The organism is Algibacter miyuki (assembly GCF_030409805.1).
Lineage (GTDB): Bacteria > Bacteroidota > Bacteroidia > Flavobacteriales > Flavobacteriaceae > Algibacter > Algibacter miyuki.
Genome location: NZ_JAUFQP010000013.1, coordinates 735762 through 753219 on the forward strand (window position 1 = coordinate 735762; position 17458 = coordinate 753219).

16 protein-coding genes are annotated in these 17458 nt (G+C 33.8%); 11 read left to right on the forward strand and 5 right to left on the reverse strand.

Going from position 1 to position 17458, the window contains the following annotated elements; genetic code table 11:
* Positions 1-128: 128 nt before the first annotated feature.
* Positions 129-1067, reverse strand: a complete 939-nt coding sequence (locus QWY92_RS15395) for a LysR substrate-binding domain-containing protein (RefSeq protein WP_290272829.1) — start codon at positions 1065-1067, stop codon at positions 129-131.
* 104 nt (positions 1068-1171) lie between these two features.
* Here QWY92_RS15395 and QWY92_RS15400 point away from each other — a divergent pair, with 104 nt between their 5' ends.
* Entirely contained in the window at positions 1172-1651 is a 480-nt protein-coding gene (locus QWY92_RS15400) for a Dps family protein (RefSeq protein ID WP_290272831.1), read from the forward strand.
* A 150-nt stretch (positions 1652-1801) separates the two neighbouring features.
* Here the strand turns inward: QWY92_RS15400 and QWY92_RS15405 are convergent, their stop codons facing one another.
* The gene (locus tag QWY92_RS15405; RefSeq protein ID WP_290272833.1) at positions 1802-2647 is read right to left on the reverse strand and encodes a UDP-2,3-diacylglucosamine diphosphatase; all 846 of its coding nucleotides are present in this window, start codon (positions 2645-2647) and stop codon (positions 1802-1804) included.
* A gap of 320 nt (positions 2648-2967) precedes the next feature.
* Here QWY92_RS15405 and aroC point away from each other — a divergent pair, with 320 nt between their 5' ends.
* From aroC to QWY92_RS15420, 3 genes are all read left to right on the forward strand, one after another.
* Positions 2968-4029 carry a chorismate synthase gene (gene aroC / locus QWY92_RS15410; protein ID WP_290272835.1) on the forward strand — a complete coding sequence of 354 codons (1062 nt, stop codon included), beginning with the start codon at positions 2968-2970 and terminating at the stop codon, positions 4027-4029.
* Between the two features lie 412 nt (positions 4030-4441).
* On the forward strand, positions 4442-5770 hold the full coding sequence (locus tag QWY92_RS15415; RefSeq protein ID WP_290272837.1) for a dicarboxylate/amino acid:cation symporter: 1329 nt from the start codon (positions 4442-4444) through the stop codon (positions 5768-5770).
* 306 nt (positions 5771-6076) lie between these two features.
* Positions 6077-6898 carry a sulfurtransferase gene (locus QWY92_RS15420; RefSeq protein WP_290272838.1) on the forward strand — a complete coding sequence of 274 codons (822 nt, stop codon included), beginning with the start codon at positions 6077-6079 and terminating at the stop codon, positions 6896-6898.
* A 61-nt stretch (positions 6899-6959) separates the two neighbouring features.
* On the opposite strand, the gene QWY92_RS15425 is transcribed toward QWY92_RS15420, so the two are convergent.
* Both QWY92_RS15425 and QWY92_RS15430 read right to left on the reverse strand, forming a co-directional pair.
* Positions 6960-7571 (reverse strand): trimeric intracellular cation channel family protein, encoded by a 612-nt coding sequence (locus tag QWY92_RS15425; RefSeq protein WP_290272841.1) that lies wholly within the window; start codon positions 7569-7571, stop codon positions 6960-6962.
* A 223-nt stretch (positions 7572-7794) separates the two neighbouring features.
* A complete protein-coding gene (locus tag QWY92_RS15430; protein ID WP_290272843.1) occupies positions 7795-8541 on the reverse strand; it encodes an RDD family protein in 747 nt (248 codons plus the stop codon).
* A 23-nt stretch (positions 8542-8564) separates the two neighbouring features.
* Between QWY92_RS15430 and QWY92_RS15435 the strand changes: the two genes are divergently transcribed.
* The 6 genes from QWY92_RS15435 (at position 8565) to QWY92_RS15460 (ending at position 14904) form a co-directional block, all read left to right on the forward strand.
* Complete coding sequence (locus QWY92_RS15435) at positions 8565-9542, forward strand: stage II sporulation protein M (RefSeq protein ID WP_290272845.1); 978 nt, start codon at positions 8565-8567, stop codon at positions 9540-9542.
* Positions 9529-10470 carry a hypothetical protein gene (locus QWY92_RS15440; protein ID WP_290272847.1) on the forward strand — a complete coding sequence of 314 codons (942 nt, stop codon included), beginning with the start codon at positions 9529-9531 and terminating at the stop codon, positions 10468-10470. The genes QWY92_RS15435 and QWY92_RS15440 overlap by 14 nt, the downstream gene beginning before the upstream one ends.
* A 31-nt stretch (positions 10471-10501) precedes the next feature.
* Positions 10502-11233, forward strand: coding sequence for a DUF4129 domain-containing protein (locus QWY92_RS15445; protein ID WP_290272849.1), 732 nt, complete (start codon positions 10502-10504; stop codon positions 11231-11233).
* The gene (locus QWY92_RS15450; RefSeq protein ID WP_290272852.1) at positions 11226-12422 is read left to right on the forward strand and encodes a DUF4350 domain-containing protein; all 1197 of its coding nucleotides are present in this window, start codon (positions 11226-11228) and stop codon (positions 12420-12422) included. The genes QWY92_RS15445 and QWY92_RS15450 overlap by 8 nt, the downstream gene beginning before the upstream one ends.
* A 2-nt stretch (positions 12423-12424) precedes the next feature.
* The gene (locus QWY92_RS15455; protein WP_290272853.1) at positions 12425-13495 is read left to right on the forward strand and encodes an AAA family ATPase; all 1071 of its coding nucleotides are present in this window, start codon (positions 12425-12427) and stop codon (positions 13493-13495) included.
* Positions 13496-13572: 77 nt separating this feature from the next.
* Positions 13573-14904, forward strand: coding sequence for a DUF58 domain-containing protein (locus tag QWY92_RS15460; RefSeq protein WP_377878958.1), 1332 nt, complete (start codon positions 13573-13575; stop codon positions 14902-14904).
* A gap of 75 nt (positions 14905-14979) precedes the next feature.
* Here the strand turns inward: QWY92_RS15460 and pepT are convergent, their stop codons facing one another.
* A complete protein-coding gene (gene pepT, locus QWY92_RS15465) occupies positions 14980-16227 on the reverse strand; it encodes a peptidase T (RefSeq protein ID WP_290272855.1) in 1248 nt (415 codons plus the stop codon).
* A gap of 193 nt (positions 16228-16420) precedes the next feature.
* On the opposite strand from pepT, the gene QWY92_RS15470 reads away from it, so the two are divergent.
* Complete coding sequence (locus QWY92_RS15470) at positions 16421-17455, forward strand: quinone-dependent dihydroorotate dehydrogenase (RefSeq protein ID WP_290272857.1); 1035 nt, start codon at positions 16421-16423, stop codon at positions 17453-17455.
* Positions 17456-17458: the final 3 nt, after the last annotated feature.

The following is a 17458-nucleotide window of genomic DNA, read 5'->3' on the forward strand; positions in this document are numbered from 1 at the left end:
AATGGTGCTTTGTATGAATTTTTCTTTATCGAGGAGAAGAGCAAAAGTCGTTCTAAACTAAAAAAGATTCACAGCTATTTAATATAGGACTATGAATCTTTTTTTTATTGTTATGTGTTAGTGCAATACTACTTCGGTAACGGACTAATAATTTTTACATTCTGAAAAGCAATAGCGCCACGAACAACGCCAGAGATAACATCCTGTAAAGCCTCGATAATTTGCATTTTTAATTCACTTTTATGGTAAATTAAACTCACTTCTCGTGCTGGTGAAGGCTCGTTAAAATAATGAAGATTGACCATTTCTTTTTCACGAATTTCTAAAGTATGTAAATAAGGAAGCAAGGTCATACCTAAACCTTCGTTAGATAGCTTTATTAAGGTTTCAATACTTCCACTTTCTAGTTGAAATTTTTCGTCTTCTTGAGCTTTAAAGGTTTTACATAAGTTAATTACACCATCGCGAAAGCAGTGGCCGTCTTCTAGCAAAAGCATATCGTCTACATCCAAATCCGAAACGTCAATCTTTTTATTGGTATGCAAGCGGTGCCCCTTTGGAATGTAACTTACAAAAGGTTCAAAATAAAGCACACGTTCTTTTATACTATCGTCTTCCAATGGAGTTGCAGCAATGGCGGCATCTAAATGACCATCTTTTATGCGAGCCATTATTTCTTCCGTAGTTAATTCTTCAATTTTAAGTTTTACTTTTGGGTGTTTTTTAATAAAGTTTTTCAAAAACATCGGTAATAAAGTAGGCATAACCGTTGGTATAATCCCTAATTTAAATTCGCCACCAATAAATCCTTTTTGCTGATCTACAATATCTTGAATTCTGTAGGATTCATTGACAATATTTCGAGCTTGGGTTACAATTTTTCGTCCAACATCGGTGAGTTCAATAGGTTTTTTACTTCTATCAAAAATTAAAACATCGAGCTGATCTTCTAATTTTTGAATTTGCATACTTAAGGTAGGTTGGGTTACAAAGCATTTTTCGGCCGCTTTAGTAAAATTCTGATTTTCGGCTACAGCCAAAACATAATATAATTGGGTGATTGTCATAAGAATCAATTTTGACTATAAAAATATAAAAACTATCAATTATACTTATACTAAATCAGGAGAAATATAGATTAATTTTGTATTGAACAAAAAAGCATATTAAAATGACAATAAATATTTTAGGATTAGACTCAAAAAAGACAAAAGAAATAGCTACAGATTTAAATGATCTATTAGCTAATTTTCAAATATATTACCAAAACTTAAGAGGTATTCATTGGAACATTAAAGGGAAACGTTTTTTCGATTTACACGTAAAATTTGAAGAATTATATACGGATGCCAATACTAAAGTTGATGAAATTGCAGAACGTATTTTAACGTTAGGTGAAACACCTTTGCATACTTTTGAAGATTATGCAGCAAAAGCGCAAGTGCCTGTTGGGAAAAATATTTCTCAAGATGATTTAGCCGTAAGATTGATTGTAGATTCTTTAGCTGAATTACTAAAAATTGAACGACAAATACTTGACAAAGCGGGGGATGCAAGCGATGAAGGAACAGGTTCTATGATGAGCGATTTTATTACCGAACAAGAAAAAACAGTTTGGATGATGAAAGCTTGGTTGAATGAAACGGTTTAAAATAAACCAATAAAGAATAGAAAAAAGGGCGGTCTGAAAAGATCGTCTTTTTTTTGTTTAATAAGTGCGCAATTGGAGCTATTACTAATATTCAAGTTCTTATTTTTAATTTTATTATGGTAGCAGCCTTTTAATCATTTTAGGTGAAACTTATTTCTTTTTTTCGGCCCGCTTAACAATAGTAATAGCGGCAATTAAATCTTGCACTTCTAAGTTTTCGTCCTCATCTTCGGTAACAAAAGGCGCTAATTTATCATTATTGAAATTGTAAATTTTCCAACGTTTAAATTGGTATTCTAAGGCGGTGAAATTTTCAACCCAATCTCCCGAATTCAAATACATGGTTTTGCCGTGTTTGTTTTGTACATACTCCATTTTGGGTTGGTGTATATGGCCGCAAATCACATAATCATAACCATTTTCAATAGCCAGTTCCGAGATTACTTTTTCATAATCATTAATATGTTTTATAGCACCTTTAACACCGTTTTTAACCTTTTGAGAAAGCGAATAGCGTTCCTTGCCGCGTTTTTCTAAATACCAGTTAACACAACTGTTTATAAGCGTTAATAAATCGTACCCATAGCCACCAAGTTTGGCTAGCCATTTTGCATTTTGTATCGAAATATCAAACACATCACCATGAAAAAACCAGGCTTTCTTGCCGTCTAATTCCAAAACCGCTTTATCCACAATAGAAATATTTCCGATAGTAGTATTACTAAATTTTCTCAACATTTCATCATGATTTCCGGTAATGTAAATTACTTCCACACCGTTCGCAGCCATGGTCATTATTCGTTTAATTACCTTTAAATGCGATTTCGGAAAGTAGCGTTTGCTAAATTGCCAAATATCAATAATATCACCATTTAAAATTAGTTTTTTAGGTTCAATGCTATTTAAATAGGTGAGTAGGTGCTTGGCATGGCACCCAAAAGTTCCTAAATGTACATCCGATATTACTGCAATTTCAATTTTACGTCTAATCTTCAAAATTCACATGTTTGTTCATGTAAATTTCAAATAAAAAAAGCGAAATCAGATTATGTAATCTTTAATTTATAATAAACTAATTATCAGGTAATTGTTATTAAATTGTTATGGGTTTTTATTTTTAATTAGATTACTTACAATGATGAAGGTTTTATCGTTCAAAACACTTTGTTAAGTAGGATTAATTATAAATCAGAGCAGTGTAAATGCTAATCAGCAGACTTAGAAACCTCAAAAAAATATCGTGCTTCAATACATTTTTATCACAGTTCATGCCTGAAATTGAAGTCTAAAGTTTATTTTAGCCAAAAATTGAAATCATGGCAGGTAACTCCTTCGGAAAACTATTTACTTTATCAACTTATGGCGAATCTCACGGCCCAGCATTAGGCGGTGTTATAGATGGTTGTCCATCAGGAATTAAGTTAGATTTAGACGAAATTCAAAATGAATTAAACCGAAGAAAACCAGGCCAATCGGCTATCGTTACACAACGTAAAGAACCCGATACGGTAAAATTTCATTCCGGCATTTTCGAGGGCGTAACCACAGGCACATCTATTGGTTTTGTTATCGAAAACACCAATCAAAAATCTCACGATTACAGTCATATAAAAGATAGTTACCGTCCAAGTCACGCCGATTATACCTATGATAAAAAGTATGGTTTACGCGATTATCGTGGTGGTGGTCGTAGCTCGGCACGCGAAACGGCATGTCGTGTAGTGGCAGGAGCCATAGCAAAACAAATGTTAAAAGGAATCGAAATTACGGCTTACGTTTCTGGAGTTGGCACCATGAAATTAGATAAACCGTACAACGAGCTAGACCTAAATTTAGTAGAATCTAACATTGTACGTTGCCCAGATCAAGACATGGCAGAAAAAATGGAAACTTACATCAAAGAAGTTCGTGGAAAAGGCGATACCGTTGGTGGTATTGTGAGCTGTGTTATCAAAAACGTGCCTGTTGGTTTAGGCGAGCCGGTTTTCGATAAATTACACGCCGAACTTGGTAAAGCCATGCTATCCATCAACGCTGTAAAAGGTTTTGAGTACGGTAGCGGATTCCACGGAAGTACTATGTATGGCAGCGACCATAACGATGCTTTTAACAGCGACGGCACAACAAAAACAAACTATTCTGGCGGAATTCAAGGAGGTATTAGCAACGGTATGGATATCTATTTCAGCGTTGCATTTAAACCCGTAGCCACGTTAATTCAAAAATATGAAACCATCGATAAAGATGGTAATTTTGTGGAAATGCAAGGTAAAGGACGTCACGACCCATGTGTTGTGCCACGCGCCGTACCTATTGTAGAAGCAATGGCGGCACTTGTAATAGCCGATTTTCAATTAATTAATAAGCTTTACAACTAAAATATTTTTTAGAAGCTATTTCCCGCTTTTCGCTATATCTTTTTATGTGCAGAAATATCTTCAGCATTACATTAAGGTATCATTTAATCTGTGGTCATTTTTCTGTTTAATAAGTTACATATTAAGCACATAAAAAGGATGCCGCTGCAATCGGGGCTAAACTAATTTGCGTAAAAAAGGCTTTTTGAGTTAGGTGTTTTTTTTTCTTTAAATAAGCCAGTTTTAATTATTAAAATTTCAATTTAAGTCTCTTTTTATTCATTTATTGTGAGAGAATATTCGTATTTGTAATAAAAAACCTAATTTATCTTCATTTTTTTGCAGTAAACTCATAGGTAATCTGCTTTTTTTTATACCAAAAATACCTATATTGTGTCAAAATTTTAAAGACGTAAAACGTATTCTAAAACATATGAAGAAACTTGCAATGCACTGGAAGATTATTATAGGAATGATTCTTGGAATCATTTTTGGTTTTATAATGAATAATGTAGACGGTGGCCGCGGCTTTGTTGGAGATTGGATAGCTCCTTTCGGAAAAATATTTATCAATCTTCTAAAACTTATTGCAGTACCTTTAATTTTAGCGTCTTTAATAAAAGGTATTACCGATTTAAAAGATATCTCTAAAATAAAAAACATGGGTTTACGTACCCTTGGAATCTACATGGGAACTACCGTAATTGCTATAGCTATAGGTTTAGCCTTGGTAAATACAGTAAAACCAGGTGTTGGAATGCCTGAAGATACTATCGAGAAAATTAAATTACGTTACGCTAATGATACAGGTATTGCCGATAAAATAACCGAAGCATCTGCACGAACAAACGCAGGGCCATTACAAGCTTTGGTAGATATTTTCCCGAGTAATATTTTTCAATCTTTTGTAGAAGCTTCCATGTTGCAAATTATATTTTTTGCACTTTTTGTTGGTATTTGTTTACTACTAATAGGTGAAGAAAAAGCAAAACCATTAACAGGCTTTTTCAATTCTTTAAATGATGTGGTCATGAAAATGGTCGACTTAATTATGCTTTCCGCACCCTATGCGGTGTTTGCTTTAATGGCAAATGTTATTATAGCTTTCGATGATACCGAAATCCTATTAAAATTATTACTATACGCTTTCTGTGTATTTATTGGGCTTGTTTTAATGATAGGTGTTTATTTAATTCTGGTAGCAGTATACACCAAAAAATCACCATTATGGTTTTTAAAACAAATTAGTCCAGCGCAATTATTAGCGTTTTCAACAAGTAGTAGTGCTGCAACGTTACCGGTAACTATGGAGCGTGTGGAAGAACATTTGGGAGTAGACGGTGAAGTTGCCGGATTTGTACTGCCGGTTGGAGCTACAGTAAATATGGATGGTACTAGTTTATATCAAGGTATTGCAGCAGTGTTTATTATGCAAGTGGTTTGGCCCGAAGGTTTAACCTTTACAAATCAATTGGTTATTATTGGTACAGCGTTGTTAGCTTCTATTGGTAGTGCTGCTGTGCCTAGTGCAGGTATTGTTATGCTCGTTATTGTATTAGAATCTATTGGTTTTCCTGCGGAATTATTACCTATTGGTTTAGCCTTGATTTTTGCAGTCGATAGACCTTTGGATATGTGTAGAACTGTTGTAAACGTAACAGGGGATGCTACTGTAGCTATGATTGTTGCAAAATCTTTAGGTAAACTTCACGACAACCCAAAACCTAATGAATGGGATGATAATTATGAGGAGGTGAAGTAGTAGGCTTTGTTGTTAAAAAGGTTGAAAACTTTCTATTAGGCTTAATTTCTGAGAGATAATTATTAATGAGACAAGTTTAGTTGTGATTTGAGTTACTTTATAATCAGAACGAAACATATGGTTCTAATTTGTGATTTTTTTTTTATAAACTAGAGTTCAAATATTAAAGGAGAAATTGCAAACACTCAAGTAACAAAACGAATATTATGACTGATTTTCTTGCCTGAAATAATTTTGTTATGTCTCGTTTTTCCGTAGAAAACTCATAGAAATTTTCGTTATATTTGATTAAACAGCAAAATCATCATGAGCACATCAATTCATTTACCAACACCTTTAATTTCCGTTAATTGGCTTCAAGAACATTTAAATAGCGAAAAACTCATTGTTTTAGATGGTACAATAAACAAAGTGTTTGATGCATCTCTGGAACAAATACCAGGCACGCGCTTATTTGATATAAAAAAGAAATTTAGCGATGTGTCTAATCCGTTTCCAAGTGGTTTTCCTTCCGAAGAACAGTTTCAAAGAGAAGCTCAAAATTTAGGGATTAATAACGATAGTGCTATTGTGGTTTACGATGATAAGGGAATTTATTCTAGCGCACGTGTTTGGTGGCTGTTTAAAGCTTTTGGATATAATAACGTTGCGGTGCTAAATGGAGGCTTTCCCGCATGGTTAAAGGCCGAATATAGCACAGAACCCATGACAAGTTATTCTGGTGAAATCGGAGATTTTACAGCTCACCTTCAACCTAAATACATGGAGTTTTTCGACGATGTTAAAGCTGCATCGGCAAATAAAACTCACAAAATTATAGATGCACGATCGGCAGGGCGTTTTAACTGTGAAGTGCCAGAACCTCGTGAAGGTTTACGTATGGGGACTATTCCAAACTCTGTTAATTTACCATTCACTGATTTGTTAATAGATGGTGTTTTAAAACCTAAATTAGATTTAGAAAAAGCCTTTTACATGCTAGCGGGTAAAGACGATGCAATAATATTTTCTTGCGGATCGGGATTAACGGCTTGTGTTCTTGCTTTAGCAGCTGAAATTTCAGGATATAAAAATCTATCCGTTTATGATGGGTCTTGGACAGAATGGGGCGACTTAGTGCCGAATTAAACCATTATTAGAAACGATTTTCAAAGGAACTTCAAAAATAAATTCAGAAAAAGAGTTTAATTTATTGCTCGAATTCTTCAGTATAAAGTCGAGGTAACGATATTTTGAATTTTACAGCGAGCAAACGTATTAAAACAACGATTGCGCTAGAGATGATAAAAACCCAATTATCTTGAATAGGAAATTGAAGTAATATAAAATAGGTAACACCTCCCAAAATACAAGCTGTAGCATAAATCTCTTTTCGGAAAATTACCGGAATTTCATTACATAAAATATCACGAATTACACCGCCAAAACTAGCTGTCATTGTACCTAATGCAATACAAATTAAAGGATGTAATTTGGCTTCAATACCCAGTTCAATACCAGCCATGGTATATATACTTATCCCAATGGTGTCAAATAAAAACAGCGATGTGCGTAAATAATTAATTTTACTTCTAAATAAAATAGTAGCAACGGTAGTTCCTAAAATAATGTAAGAAATCGTGATGTTTTGCATCCAACTTACTGGTGTGTGTCCAATAAGTAAATCGCGTAAAGTACCGCCACCAACAGCAGTTACAAAGGCAATGATTAAAATACCGAACAGATCCATCTTTTTTTCTAAAGCAATTAAAACGCCCGAAATAGAGAAAGCAACAATACCTAAAACATCGATGTAAAACATAATAATTAAATTTAAGGTTGTTAAAATACGAGATGTCCGTTCAGAAGGTTATCGTATTTTTCTATATAAATAAAAAAACCATTCTGAAAATTTAACGTACTAACAACGCTTGTTTTTTTGCGCGAAATTAGTGCTTTTTATAACGTATTAAGGGTTTCTTTAATAAGATTTTCAACGCGTTAGTCGTTTGTCGATATTATACTATGAAATTTAAATTTCAGACTTACATATTCTGCGTGTAATAATTGTAATCTTTCATAATAACGTCAATAAATTCGATATCTGTTTTCTGTTTGATTTCTTTAATATCAACGACTTCAATAATTTTTTTCCGAAGTTTTATTAGCGTAGGATAGTCACTCGATTTTTTTGCAGTAATAAACGTTTCTTTAATAATTCGCGCATCATTATCCGATAATTTTATCACATTTGGGTATGTTGGTTTGTAGCCATCCGTTAAGTTTTCGAGAATGGTATGACTGATGTTAATTTTGTTCTTCAACGTAATTACTGATGTGCCCGCTGTAATATCACCCAAACGCTGATTTTTATTACTGGTAATTATCGAAATTAAGGCCACAACACCACTCATCATGTTTAAATCGACAATCCTGAAAAACCATCGAATTAAAAAATCGGCAAGCGAGGCTTGGTAGCCATCAATTTTTACCACTTTAATTTTTAAAATACGCTTTCCAGGCGTTTGCCCATCGAGTAAAGTTTCAAAAATAAGGGTGTATAAAATCACGGGTAAATAGCACATAATATAGATGGACATTTTAGACCATTGATCCATGTCGCTAATAAGTGCCGGAATATCTAGTAAGTTAAAAAGAAGTTGGTAAACAACAATAATATAGGCTATTTTAATAATCCAATCGATACCATAAGCCAAAATGCGCTCGCCAACACTTGCGGCGGTAAAATTTATATTGACATTTTGTGTGGTATTTATTTGTAACTCTAGCATGAATTGTTTTAATTTGATTACACATGAGAGAAGTCGCATTTATTAAACAAAACAAAGAGAAATGGCTCGATTTTGAAAAAGCTATTTTCGGAAAAACTTTAAAAAATCCAGATGAGTTGGCTTCTCTTTATATTCATTTGGTAAACGACTTATCTTACGCCCAAACCTATTATCCCAAAAGTAAAACAATTCTTTATTTAAACAACCTAGCAGCGCGAGCTTTTCAGAAAATTTATAAAACAAAACGTGAAGACACCAATAGATTTGTACAGTTCTGGAAAATTGAAGTGCCACTAATTGTATATCAAAACAGGCGTTATGTACTTTATGCTTTCGCTATATTTTTAAGTTTTGTAGCCATTGGCGTATTATCGGCAGCGTACGACGATAGTTTTGTGCGCTTAATTTTAGGCGATCATTATGTAAACATGACCCTCGAAAATATTGAAAAAGGCGACCCTGTGGCCGTTTACAAAAGTGGAAGCAATTGGGGGAGTTTTATAGGTATAACTATTAATAATTTATACGTAGGGATACTATCTTTTATTTACGGCGTTTTTGGAGGTATTGGTACAGGTTACATTTTGTTAAGAAATGGGATTATGCTCGGTGCTTTTCAGTTTATGTTTCAAAAACACGACGTCCTTTGGGAAAGTATTCGAGGCATCTGGATTCATGGCGCCATGGAAATTTTTGCTATTGTTATCGAGGGTGCAGCAGGTTTTATTTTAGGAGCTAGTATTTTATTCCCAAAAACCTATTCGCGAATTACAAGTTTTAAAATGGGGATGAAAGATGGTGTTAAAATTTTAATTAGCACTTTTCCGTTTACCGTGGCAGCAGGTTTTTTAGAAGGCTTTGTAACTCGATATTCTAACGTTATGCCCAATTGGTTGTCGGTAGGTATTATTTTAGTAACGCTAAGTATCATTTCATTTTACTACCTTATTTATCCTTTTATTTTGAATAAAAAACTTAAAAAAGCACATGGAATTATATAAATCTAGAAGTTTTAACGATTTTTTTCAAGATACATTCACCTTTCTCAAGGAAAATGGGAAACACTTTTTTAAGGAGTATTTTATAATTAATGGTATTTTCTTGCTCATTTTAGCGGTTATCGGTTACTTTTTTACCAAATTTTACACTGATTTTATTTTTAGTGGCGTGCTAAAAGGAGACGGGAGTACGGTTATAGACAGTTATCTGAACGAGAATCTAGGCGTGTTCCTCGGAATGTTGTTCGTTTTTATAGTCGTCGGGATGGTCGCCGGCATTGTTTCTTATGCTTTTCCTGCAATTTATTTTAATTTATATAGTAAAAATGGAGGTGCTAATTTCGAAACTCGTGATATTTTAGATACCTACAAAAGGCATATTGGTAAACTTACCGTTTACGTGTTATGCTCAATATTGATAAGTATTCCGGCTATGTTAGTACTTGTTATTTGTACGGTTATTTTAACCGTAACCATTGTCGGTATTTTTGCATTGCCGTTATTAATTGGTGCATTTACCTTGTTTTATGGCATGACATTAATGGAATATTTAGAAGGTAAAAAAGGTATTTGGGAAAGTTTTAGTTACGCCTGGACGCTTTTAAAATCTAAGTTTTGGCCGGCCGTAGGGAGTATAGGGCTGTTTTTTCTTATTATTTATATTATTCAGAATATTATTTCTATAATTCCATATTTCTTTGGTATGGCAAGTTTGTTTACAAGTTTTGGAGAAGGTTCACCAAGCGACGAAGATATTTCTAGCGCGATGACTATGGTGATGCTTGTGGTGTTCTTTTTAACGTTTTTAGTGAGTTCTGTTTTAGGGACTGTAGTACGGGTAAATGAAGGTCTTATTTTCTATACCTTAAAAGAAGAAAATGAGCATGTTAATACCAAAAGTGTTATTGATCAAATAGGTTCTGGTGAATAGAAAATATTGGATACATATCGTTTTTTTTAGCATGAGCCTTACGTTTTTTGCACCAACTGTTTTTGCTGAAACGCAGAACACACCTGCGGTGGTTTTAGTTGAAAATGATAGTTTGCGAATGGATAGCACTGTCGTGGAAAAACGACACTTCGGAAATTTAAAAGACCTTTATACCGGTGAAGAATTTATATACGAACGTTCCATTGAAAGTTCGGGGTGGTGGACACGTTTTAAACAATGGTTAAGCGATTTTTTACGTGATTTCTTTAAACTAAAAAGCAGCAGTGAGTCGTCGAACTACACTGATTTTATACTTCAAATTGGAGGTGTCACTATTTTCTTGTTGGTTATTTTCTTCATATTTAAAGCGGTAATGAATAAAGAAGGCGCATGGGTTTTCGGGAAATCATCCGATAAAAGCATTATTCCTGTTACCGATATCGAAGCTAATATACATGCCACCGATTTTAAAAAATTGATCGCTTCGGCGGAAGGAGAACAGAATTATCGATTAGCCATTCGATATTATTATTTATGGCTTCTAAAAGCCTTAGCCGAAGCTGAAATTATTGAGTACGATGTTGAAAAAACAAACAGCGATTATCAAAACGAAATGGTTTCAAATGAAGTAAAAAAGCAATTTTCTTACACGTCGTACCTTTATAATTATATCTGGTACGGCGAATTTGATGTTAACGAAACCGAATTCACTAAAGCTAAAGATGCTTTTATTCAATTTTTAAAAACCATAAAAGATGAATAAAACCATAAAAATATATATTGTTTTACTCATTTTTATTTTTGCGGGAGCAACGGCTATTGAGTTTTCTAGAGAAAAACCAATTAACTGGAATCGCACATTTAAGGAAACGGATAAAATTCCGTACGGAACTTATATTTTTCACGATCAACTAAAAACGATATTTCCTGAAAGCCCGGCTAAAATTATAAAATCGACGCCTTACGAATATTTCGACGGGTTGTATAATTGGGAAGATAGTATTTATAATACTTCTGGAACCTATATGGTTATTAAGGATTATGCGGTTTTAGATGATGTATCTGCTCAAGAATTACTCGATTTTGTAGCCCACGGAAACGATGCCTTTATGTCCACACAATTCCCGTCGCAAATTATTCAAGATTCATTAGGCATTGATGTTACAAGCGACTACAATTTTAAAGGAAAAGCCGGTTTTAGTTTCGCTAATAAGCAGTTTGCAAACGATTCGATTACCATTGAAAAAGGCTTGCAGAATTATTATTTCACCAAATTAGACTCTATTTCAACAACGGTTTTAGGGTATCAAACTTTCGATTCTATTCAACATGTTAATTTTGTAAAAGTCAATTTTGGGTCTGGAAATTTCTATTTACACCTGCAACCTATTGCATTTACCAATTACCATCTGCTTAAAAAGGATAATAAGAAATATGCGGAAGCAGCGCTGTCTTATGTTTCAAACGATACTATTCATTTTCATTCATCTATAAAAAAAGGGAGTAATTTAGGAAGTTCGCCATTGCGATTTATCTTGAAAACACCAGCTTTGCGTTGGGCTTGGTTTTTGGGTGTAATTACCTTAATTTTCTTTATTATTTTTAATGCAAAACGCCGACAACGTATTGTGAAAACCATAAAACCGAATGTAAATACCACAGTAGCGTTTACAAAAACAATCGGGAATTTATATTACGAAACTAAAGATCATGCGACTATTATTGATAAGAAAATTACATATTTCTTAGAATATTTACGTCGTGAATATTATTTAGATACGCAGCTTTTAGACGAAAAATTTATTAAAAATTTAAGTCTGAAATCTAATAAAAAACAAGAACTTATTAAACGATTAATTAATTTAATAATACAATTGAAAGCCAAACGCCAATTGGAAGAGGCCGATTTGTTAAGATTAAACAAAGCTATTGAAGCTTTTTATACCAAATAATTATGGACGAATTAAACACGCCAGAAGACAATGCTTTAGAAGGGAAACTTCAACAGGATGTTGAAAATACGTTATCAGGAAATGATAACATACCCGAAAGTAATTTAGATTTTAAAAATCGAATTGATTTAAGCGAATTACAAGAAGGTATCGCTCTTATCAAAGGCGAAATAAGTAAAGTAATTGTTGGGCAAAAAGGCATGATAGATATGCTTATTGCATCTATTTTGGCTAACGGACATTCGTTAATTGAAGGAGTTCCTGGTGTTGCCAAAACCATTTCGGCTAAGTTGTTGGCAAAATCTTTGGATGTTGGGTTTAGTCGTATCCAATTTACACCAGATTTAATGCCGAGTGATATTTTAGGAACCTCGGTTTTTGATATGAAATCTTCAGAGTTTGAATTCAAAAAAGGACCAATTTTTTCAAACATGATTTTAATTGATGAAATCAATCGGGCGCCTGCAAAAACACAAGCGGCTTTATTCGAGGTTATGGAAGAGCGTCAAATTACCATCGACGGCCATCGTTTTAAAATGGATTTACCTTTTATTGTTTTAGCTACTCAAAACCCCGTTGAGCAGGAGGGAACCTATCGTCTACCAGAAGCGCAATTAGACCGTTTTTTATTCAAAATAGATATTGATTATCCTAATTTAGAAGAAGAAATAGAAATTATAAATAGAGAACAAGCTCTACAAGGTGGTACTAAAATTGATAAAATTACGGCGCATTTAAGCAAGGAGCAGATTTATAAATTCCAAGGTTTGGTTAGTCAAATTATAATAGAATCTCATTTGGTTAAATACATTGCCGATATTATTATAAACACGCGTAGCAATCCGTTTTTATATTTGGGTGCATCGCCACGTGCATCCATCGCTATTTTAAAAGCCAGTAAAGCGTTTGCAGCCATGAGTGGACGTGATTTTGTAACACCAGAAGATATTAAGCAAGCTGCTATTCCGGTGCTACAACATCGTGTTATTGTAACTCCAGAACGCGAAATGGAAGGCGTAACATCTAAACAAATTATTAAACAAATTATCGAAGCTGTAGAAATTCCGAGGTAGTCGTATTTTTAGTTTCAGTCTCAGTAAACAGGAGCCCATAACGACTAACCAACAACCAATAATTAATACCTAATACATTGAAAAGACTCAAACCATTTTACATACAAAACCGCTTTTTTTATGGGTGCTTAATTATTATGGTTTTGTTTGTGGTGAGCTTTATGTTACCACGGTTATTTAATATCGTGAAGCTTTTATTGTTGGGGCTTTTATTGTTGACGATATTAGATACTTTAATTCTTTTTATGACTAAAAAAGGATTGAAAGGCAGGCGTAATTTACCTGAAAAATTCTCGAATGGCGATCAAAATCAAATTGGGATTAGCATTGAGAATTTTTACACGTTTCCCATATACATTCGAATTATTGATGAAATCCCTGTGCAATTTCAAGTTCGTAATTTTAAAATAGATCGAAAGTTAAGTGCCTCTAGTGTTACCGAATTAGAATACGAATTACGCCCAACAGAACGTGGTGAATATCAGTTTGGAAAACTTAATATTTATGCAAGTTCTGTATTTGGTTTGGTGTCTCGCCGATTTTGGTTTGATGATGATGTAACCATTCCAACCTATCCGAGTTTTATTCAACTGCGAAAATATAATTTGTTAGCGATAAGTAATAACTTGCTTCAATACGGGGTTAAGAAAGTCCGGAAATTGGGGCATACCATGGAGTTTGAGCAAATTAAAGATTATGTGCTTGGTGACGATTTACGTACCATAAACTGGAAAGCTACAGCTAAGAAAAACCAGTTAATGATAAACCAGTTTCAAGATGAAAAGTCGCAACCCATTTATTCTGTTATCGATAAAGGTCGGGTTATGAAAATGCCTTTTGATGGATTAACGTTGTTGGATTATGCGATAAATGCATCGTTAGTAATCTCGAATGTAGCTTTAAAAAAGCAAGATAAGGCGGGTATTTTTGCTTTTTCTAAAAAGGTTGAAAACAGAGTTGTCGCAGAACGTAGAACCTCGCAAATGCACCTCATATTGGAAGCGCTTTATAATGTAAATACAGATTTCTTTGAAAGTGATTTTGGACGCTTATATGCTGATGTAAAACGAAATATCACACAACGAAGTCTTATTTTATTATATACTAATTTTGAAACTTTAGATGGATTACATCGGCAGTTGCCGTATTTAAAAGGGATTTCTAAAAGTCATTTATTAGTAGTGGTTTTCTTTAAAAACACAGAATTAGACAGCTTAATTTCTGATAATGCGGAAACCGTTCAGCAGGCTTATGATAAGGTGATTGCTGAAAAATTTGATTTTGAAAAGCGACTTATCGTGAACGAATTGAAAAAGTACGGTATTTATTCCATTCTAACTACACCTGAAAATTTAACTATCGATACTATTAATAAGTATCTAGAAATTAAAGCGCGCGGTTTGCTCTAATTATTTTATATACTAAAATAGCGCTAGAAGCATGAAGCTCTAACGCTATTTGTATAAATAATTATTGAAATTAAGCTATTCGTTTTGAGCTTCTTCAGCAGTTAATTCAGCAATTTTACAAATCACTTCGGTTGCTTTTATAATGCTTTCTACAGGTACATATTCATAACGTCCGTGAAAGTTGTGTCCGCCAGCAAAAATATTAGGACAAGGTAAGCCCATGTAACTTAGTTGCGATCCGTCTGTGCCACCGCGAATGGCTTTAATTAGCGGTTCTATGTCTAAAGCTTTCATAGCTTTTTCGGCAATATCAACAATATGCATTACCGGTTCTATTTTTTCGCGCATATTAAAGTATTGATCCGAAATTTCAATAGAAATCACTTCAGAACCGTATTGAGAATTTAATTCATTAGTCAGTTTTTGCATCATTTCTTTTCTAGCTTCGAAATGCCCGCTATCGTGGTCGCGAATAATGTATTTTAAGGTTGTTTCTTCAACATCACCTTCCATATTATGTAAATGGAAAAAACCTTGATATCCCGTAGTGTGTTCAGGGGTTTCCATACGTGGTAATGAGTTGATAAATTCAGTAGCGATGTACATTGAGTTTATCATTTTTCCTTTGGCATAACCAGGATGTACAATTTTTCCTTTAATTTTTACAACGGCTCCGGCAGCATTAAAATTTTCGTATTCTAGTTCGCCAATTTGACTACCATCCATAGTGTAAGCCCATTCAGCTCCAAATTTTTCAACGTCAAATTTATGAGCGCCACGTCCAATTTCTTCATCAGGTGTAAACCCAACTCTAATTTTTCCGTGTTTAATTTCAGGATGGTTTATTAAATATTCCATTGCTGAAATAATTTCGCAAATTCCTGCTTTATCATCGGCGCCTAAAAGCGTTGTGCCGTCGGTTGTAATTATGGTTTGGCCTTTATATTGTAATAAATCTTCAAAATAATCAGGCGATAAAATAATGTTTTCAGCTTCGTTTAAAACAATATCTTTTCCGTTGTAATTTTCAATAATTTGAGGCTTTACATTTTTTCCTGTAAAATCTGGCGACGTGTCAAAATGAGAAATAAACCCAATGGTTGGCACTTCATGATCCACATTGCTAGGCAAAGTGGCCATAATGTATGCGTTTTTATCGATACTCACATCTTGCATGCCAATTCGCTTTAACTCTTCGGTAAGTTGGTTGGCTAAATCCCATTGTTTTTCTGTACTTGGTGTGGTTTGAGATTCTGGATCAGATTCGGTATCCACAGTGACGTAACTAACAAAACGTTTTATTATATGTGCTTTTGAAATCATTTTTAGAGATAATTTTAAATATTAGAGCGGACTAATGGTTTATGCTTTTTATAATTCAAAAATACGATTTTTAGGCATGAATTAACGAATGTTTTCATTCAAATAATGTGCATCAAACATTGAATATTTAATTTTTCAGGTCTTAGAATTGTTCAATTTTTTAATTAAACTTATTTTTGCACAAATAATCCTGATGTATAAACAATTACTACGCCCGATATTTTTTTCATTCGATCCCGAAAAAATTCACCATTTTACATTTTCTTTAGTGAAATTTGCTTCTAAAATCCCTGGTTTTAAGAGTTTATTCCGAAGTTTATATGTGGTTGAAGATGCTAAACTCGAACGTAAAGTTTTCGGTTTAACCTTTAAAAACCCCGTTGGATTAGCTGCTGGTTTTGATAAAAATGCGGTGTTGTATAATGAATTGGCCAATTTCGGTTTTGGTTTTATTGAAATAGGAACGGTAACCCCAAAAGGGCAGGAGGGAAATCCGAAAAAGCGCTTATTTAGATTAAAGGACGACCAAGGAATTATTAACCGTATGGGCTTTAATAATGAGGGATTGCAAACGGCTATTGAGCAACTTAAAAAGAATCAAGGCAAACTGATTATTGGTGGAAATATCGGAAAAAATACCAATACAAAACCAGAAGATTACACTAAAGATTATTTAGAATGTTTTAATGGTTTGCATCCTTATGTCGATTATTTTGTGCTTAATGTGAGTTGCCCGAATGTGGGATCGCATGCTAAATTGAACGATAAAGATTATTTAGAAGAATTAATAGGAGCGGTACAACAAGCGAATAAAACGTTTGAAACTCAAAAGCCGATAGTACTTAAAATTGCGCCAGATTTAAATGAAACGCAGTTAGACGAAATTATTGAGCTTGTAAAAACAACGCATTTAGACGGCGTTATAGCTAGCAATACGTCTATGGATAGAAGTGGTTTAAAAGCTTCCGAAGCCTTGTTAGAAAGTATTGGTAATGGAGGTTTAAGCGGGCAGCCGGTTAAAGATAAAAGTACCCAAGTTATTAAATATCTATCGGAAAAGAGCGATAAAAGCTTTCCAATTATTGGGGTTGGCGGTGTGCATTCTGCTAAAGATGCCCTAGAGAAAATAGATGCTGGTGCCGATTTGGTTCAAATTTATACCGGGTTTATTTACGAAGGGCCAAGCTTAATTAAACAAATTAATAAAGCGATTTTAAGCCGAAATTAAACG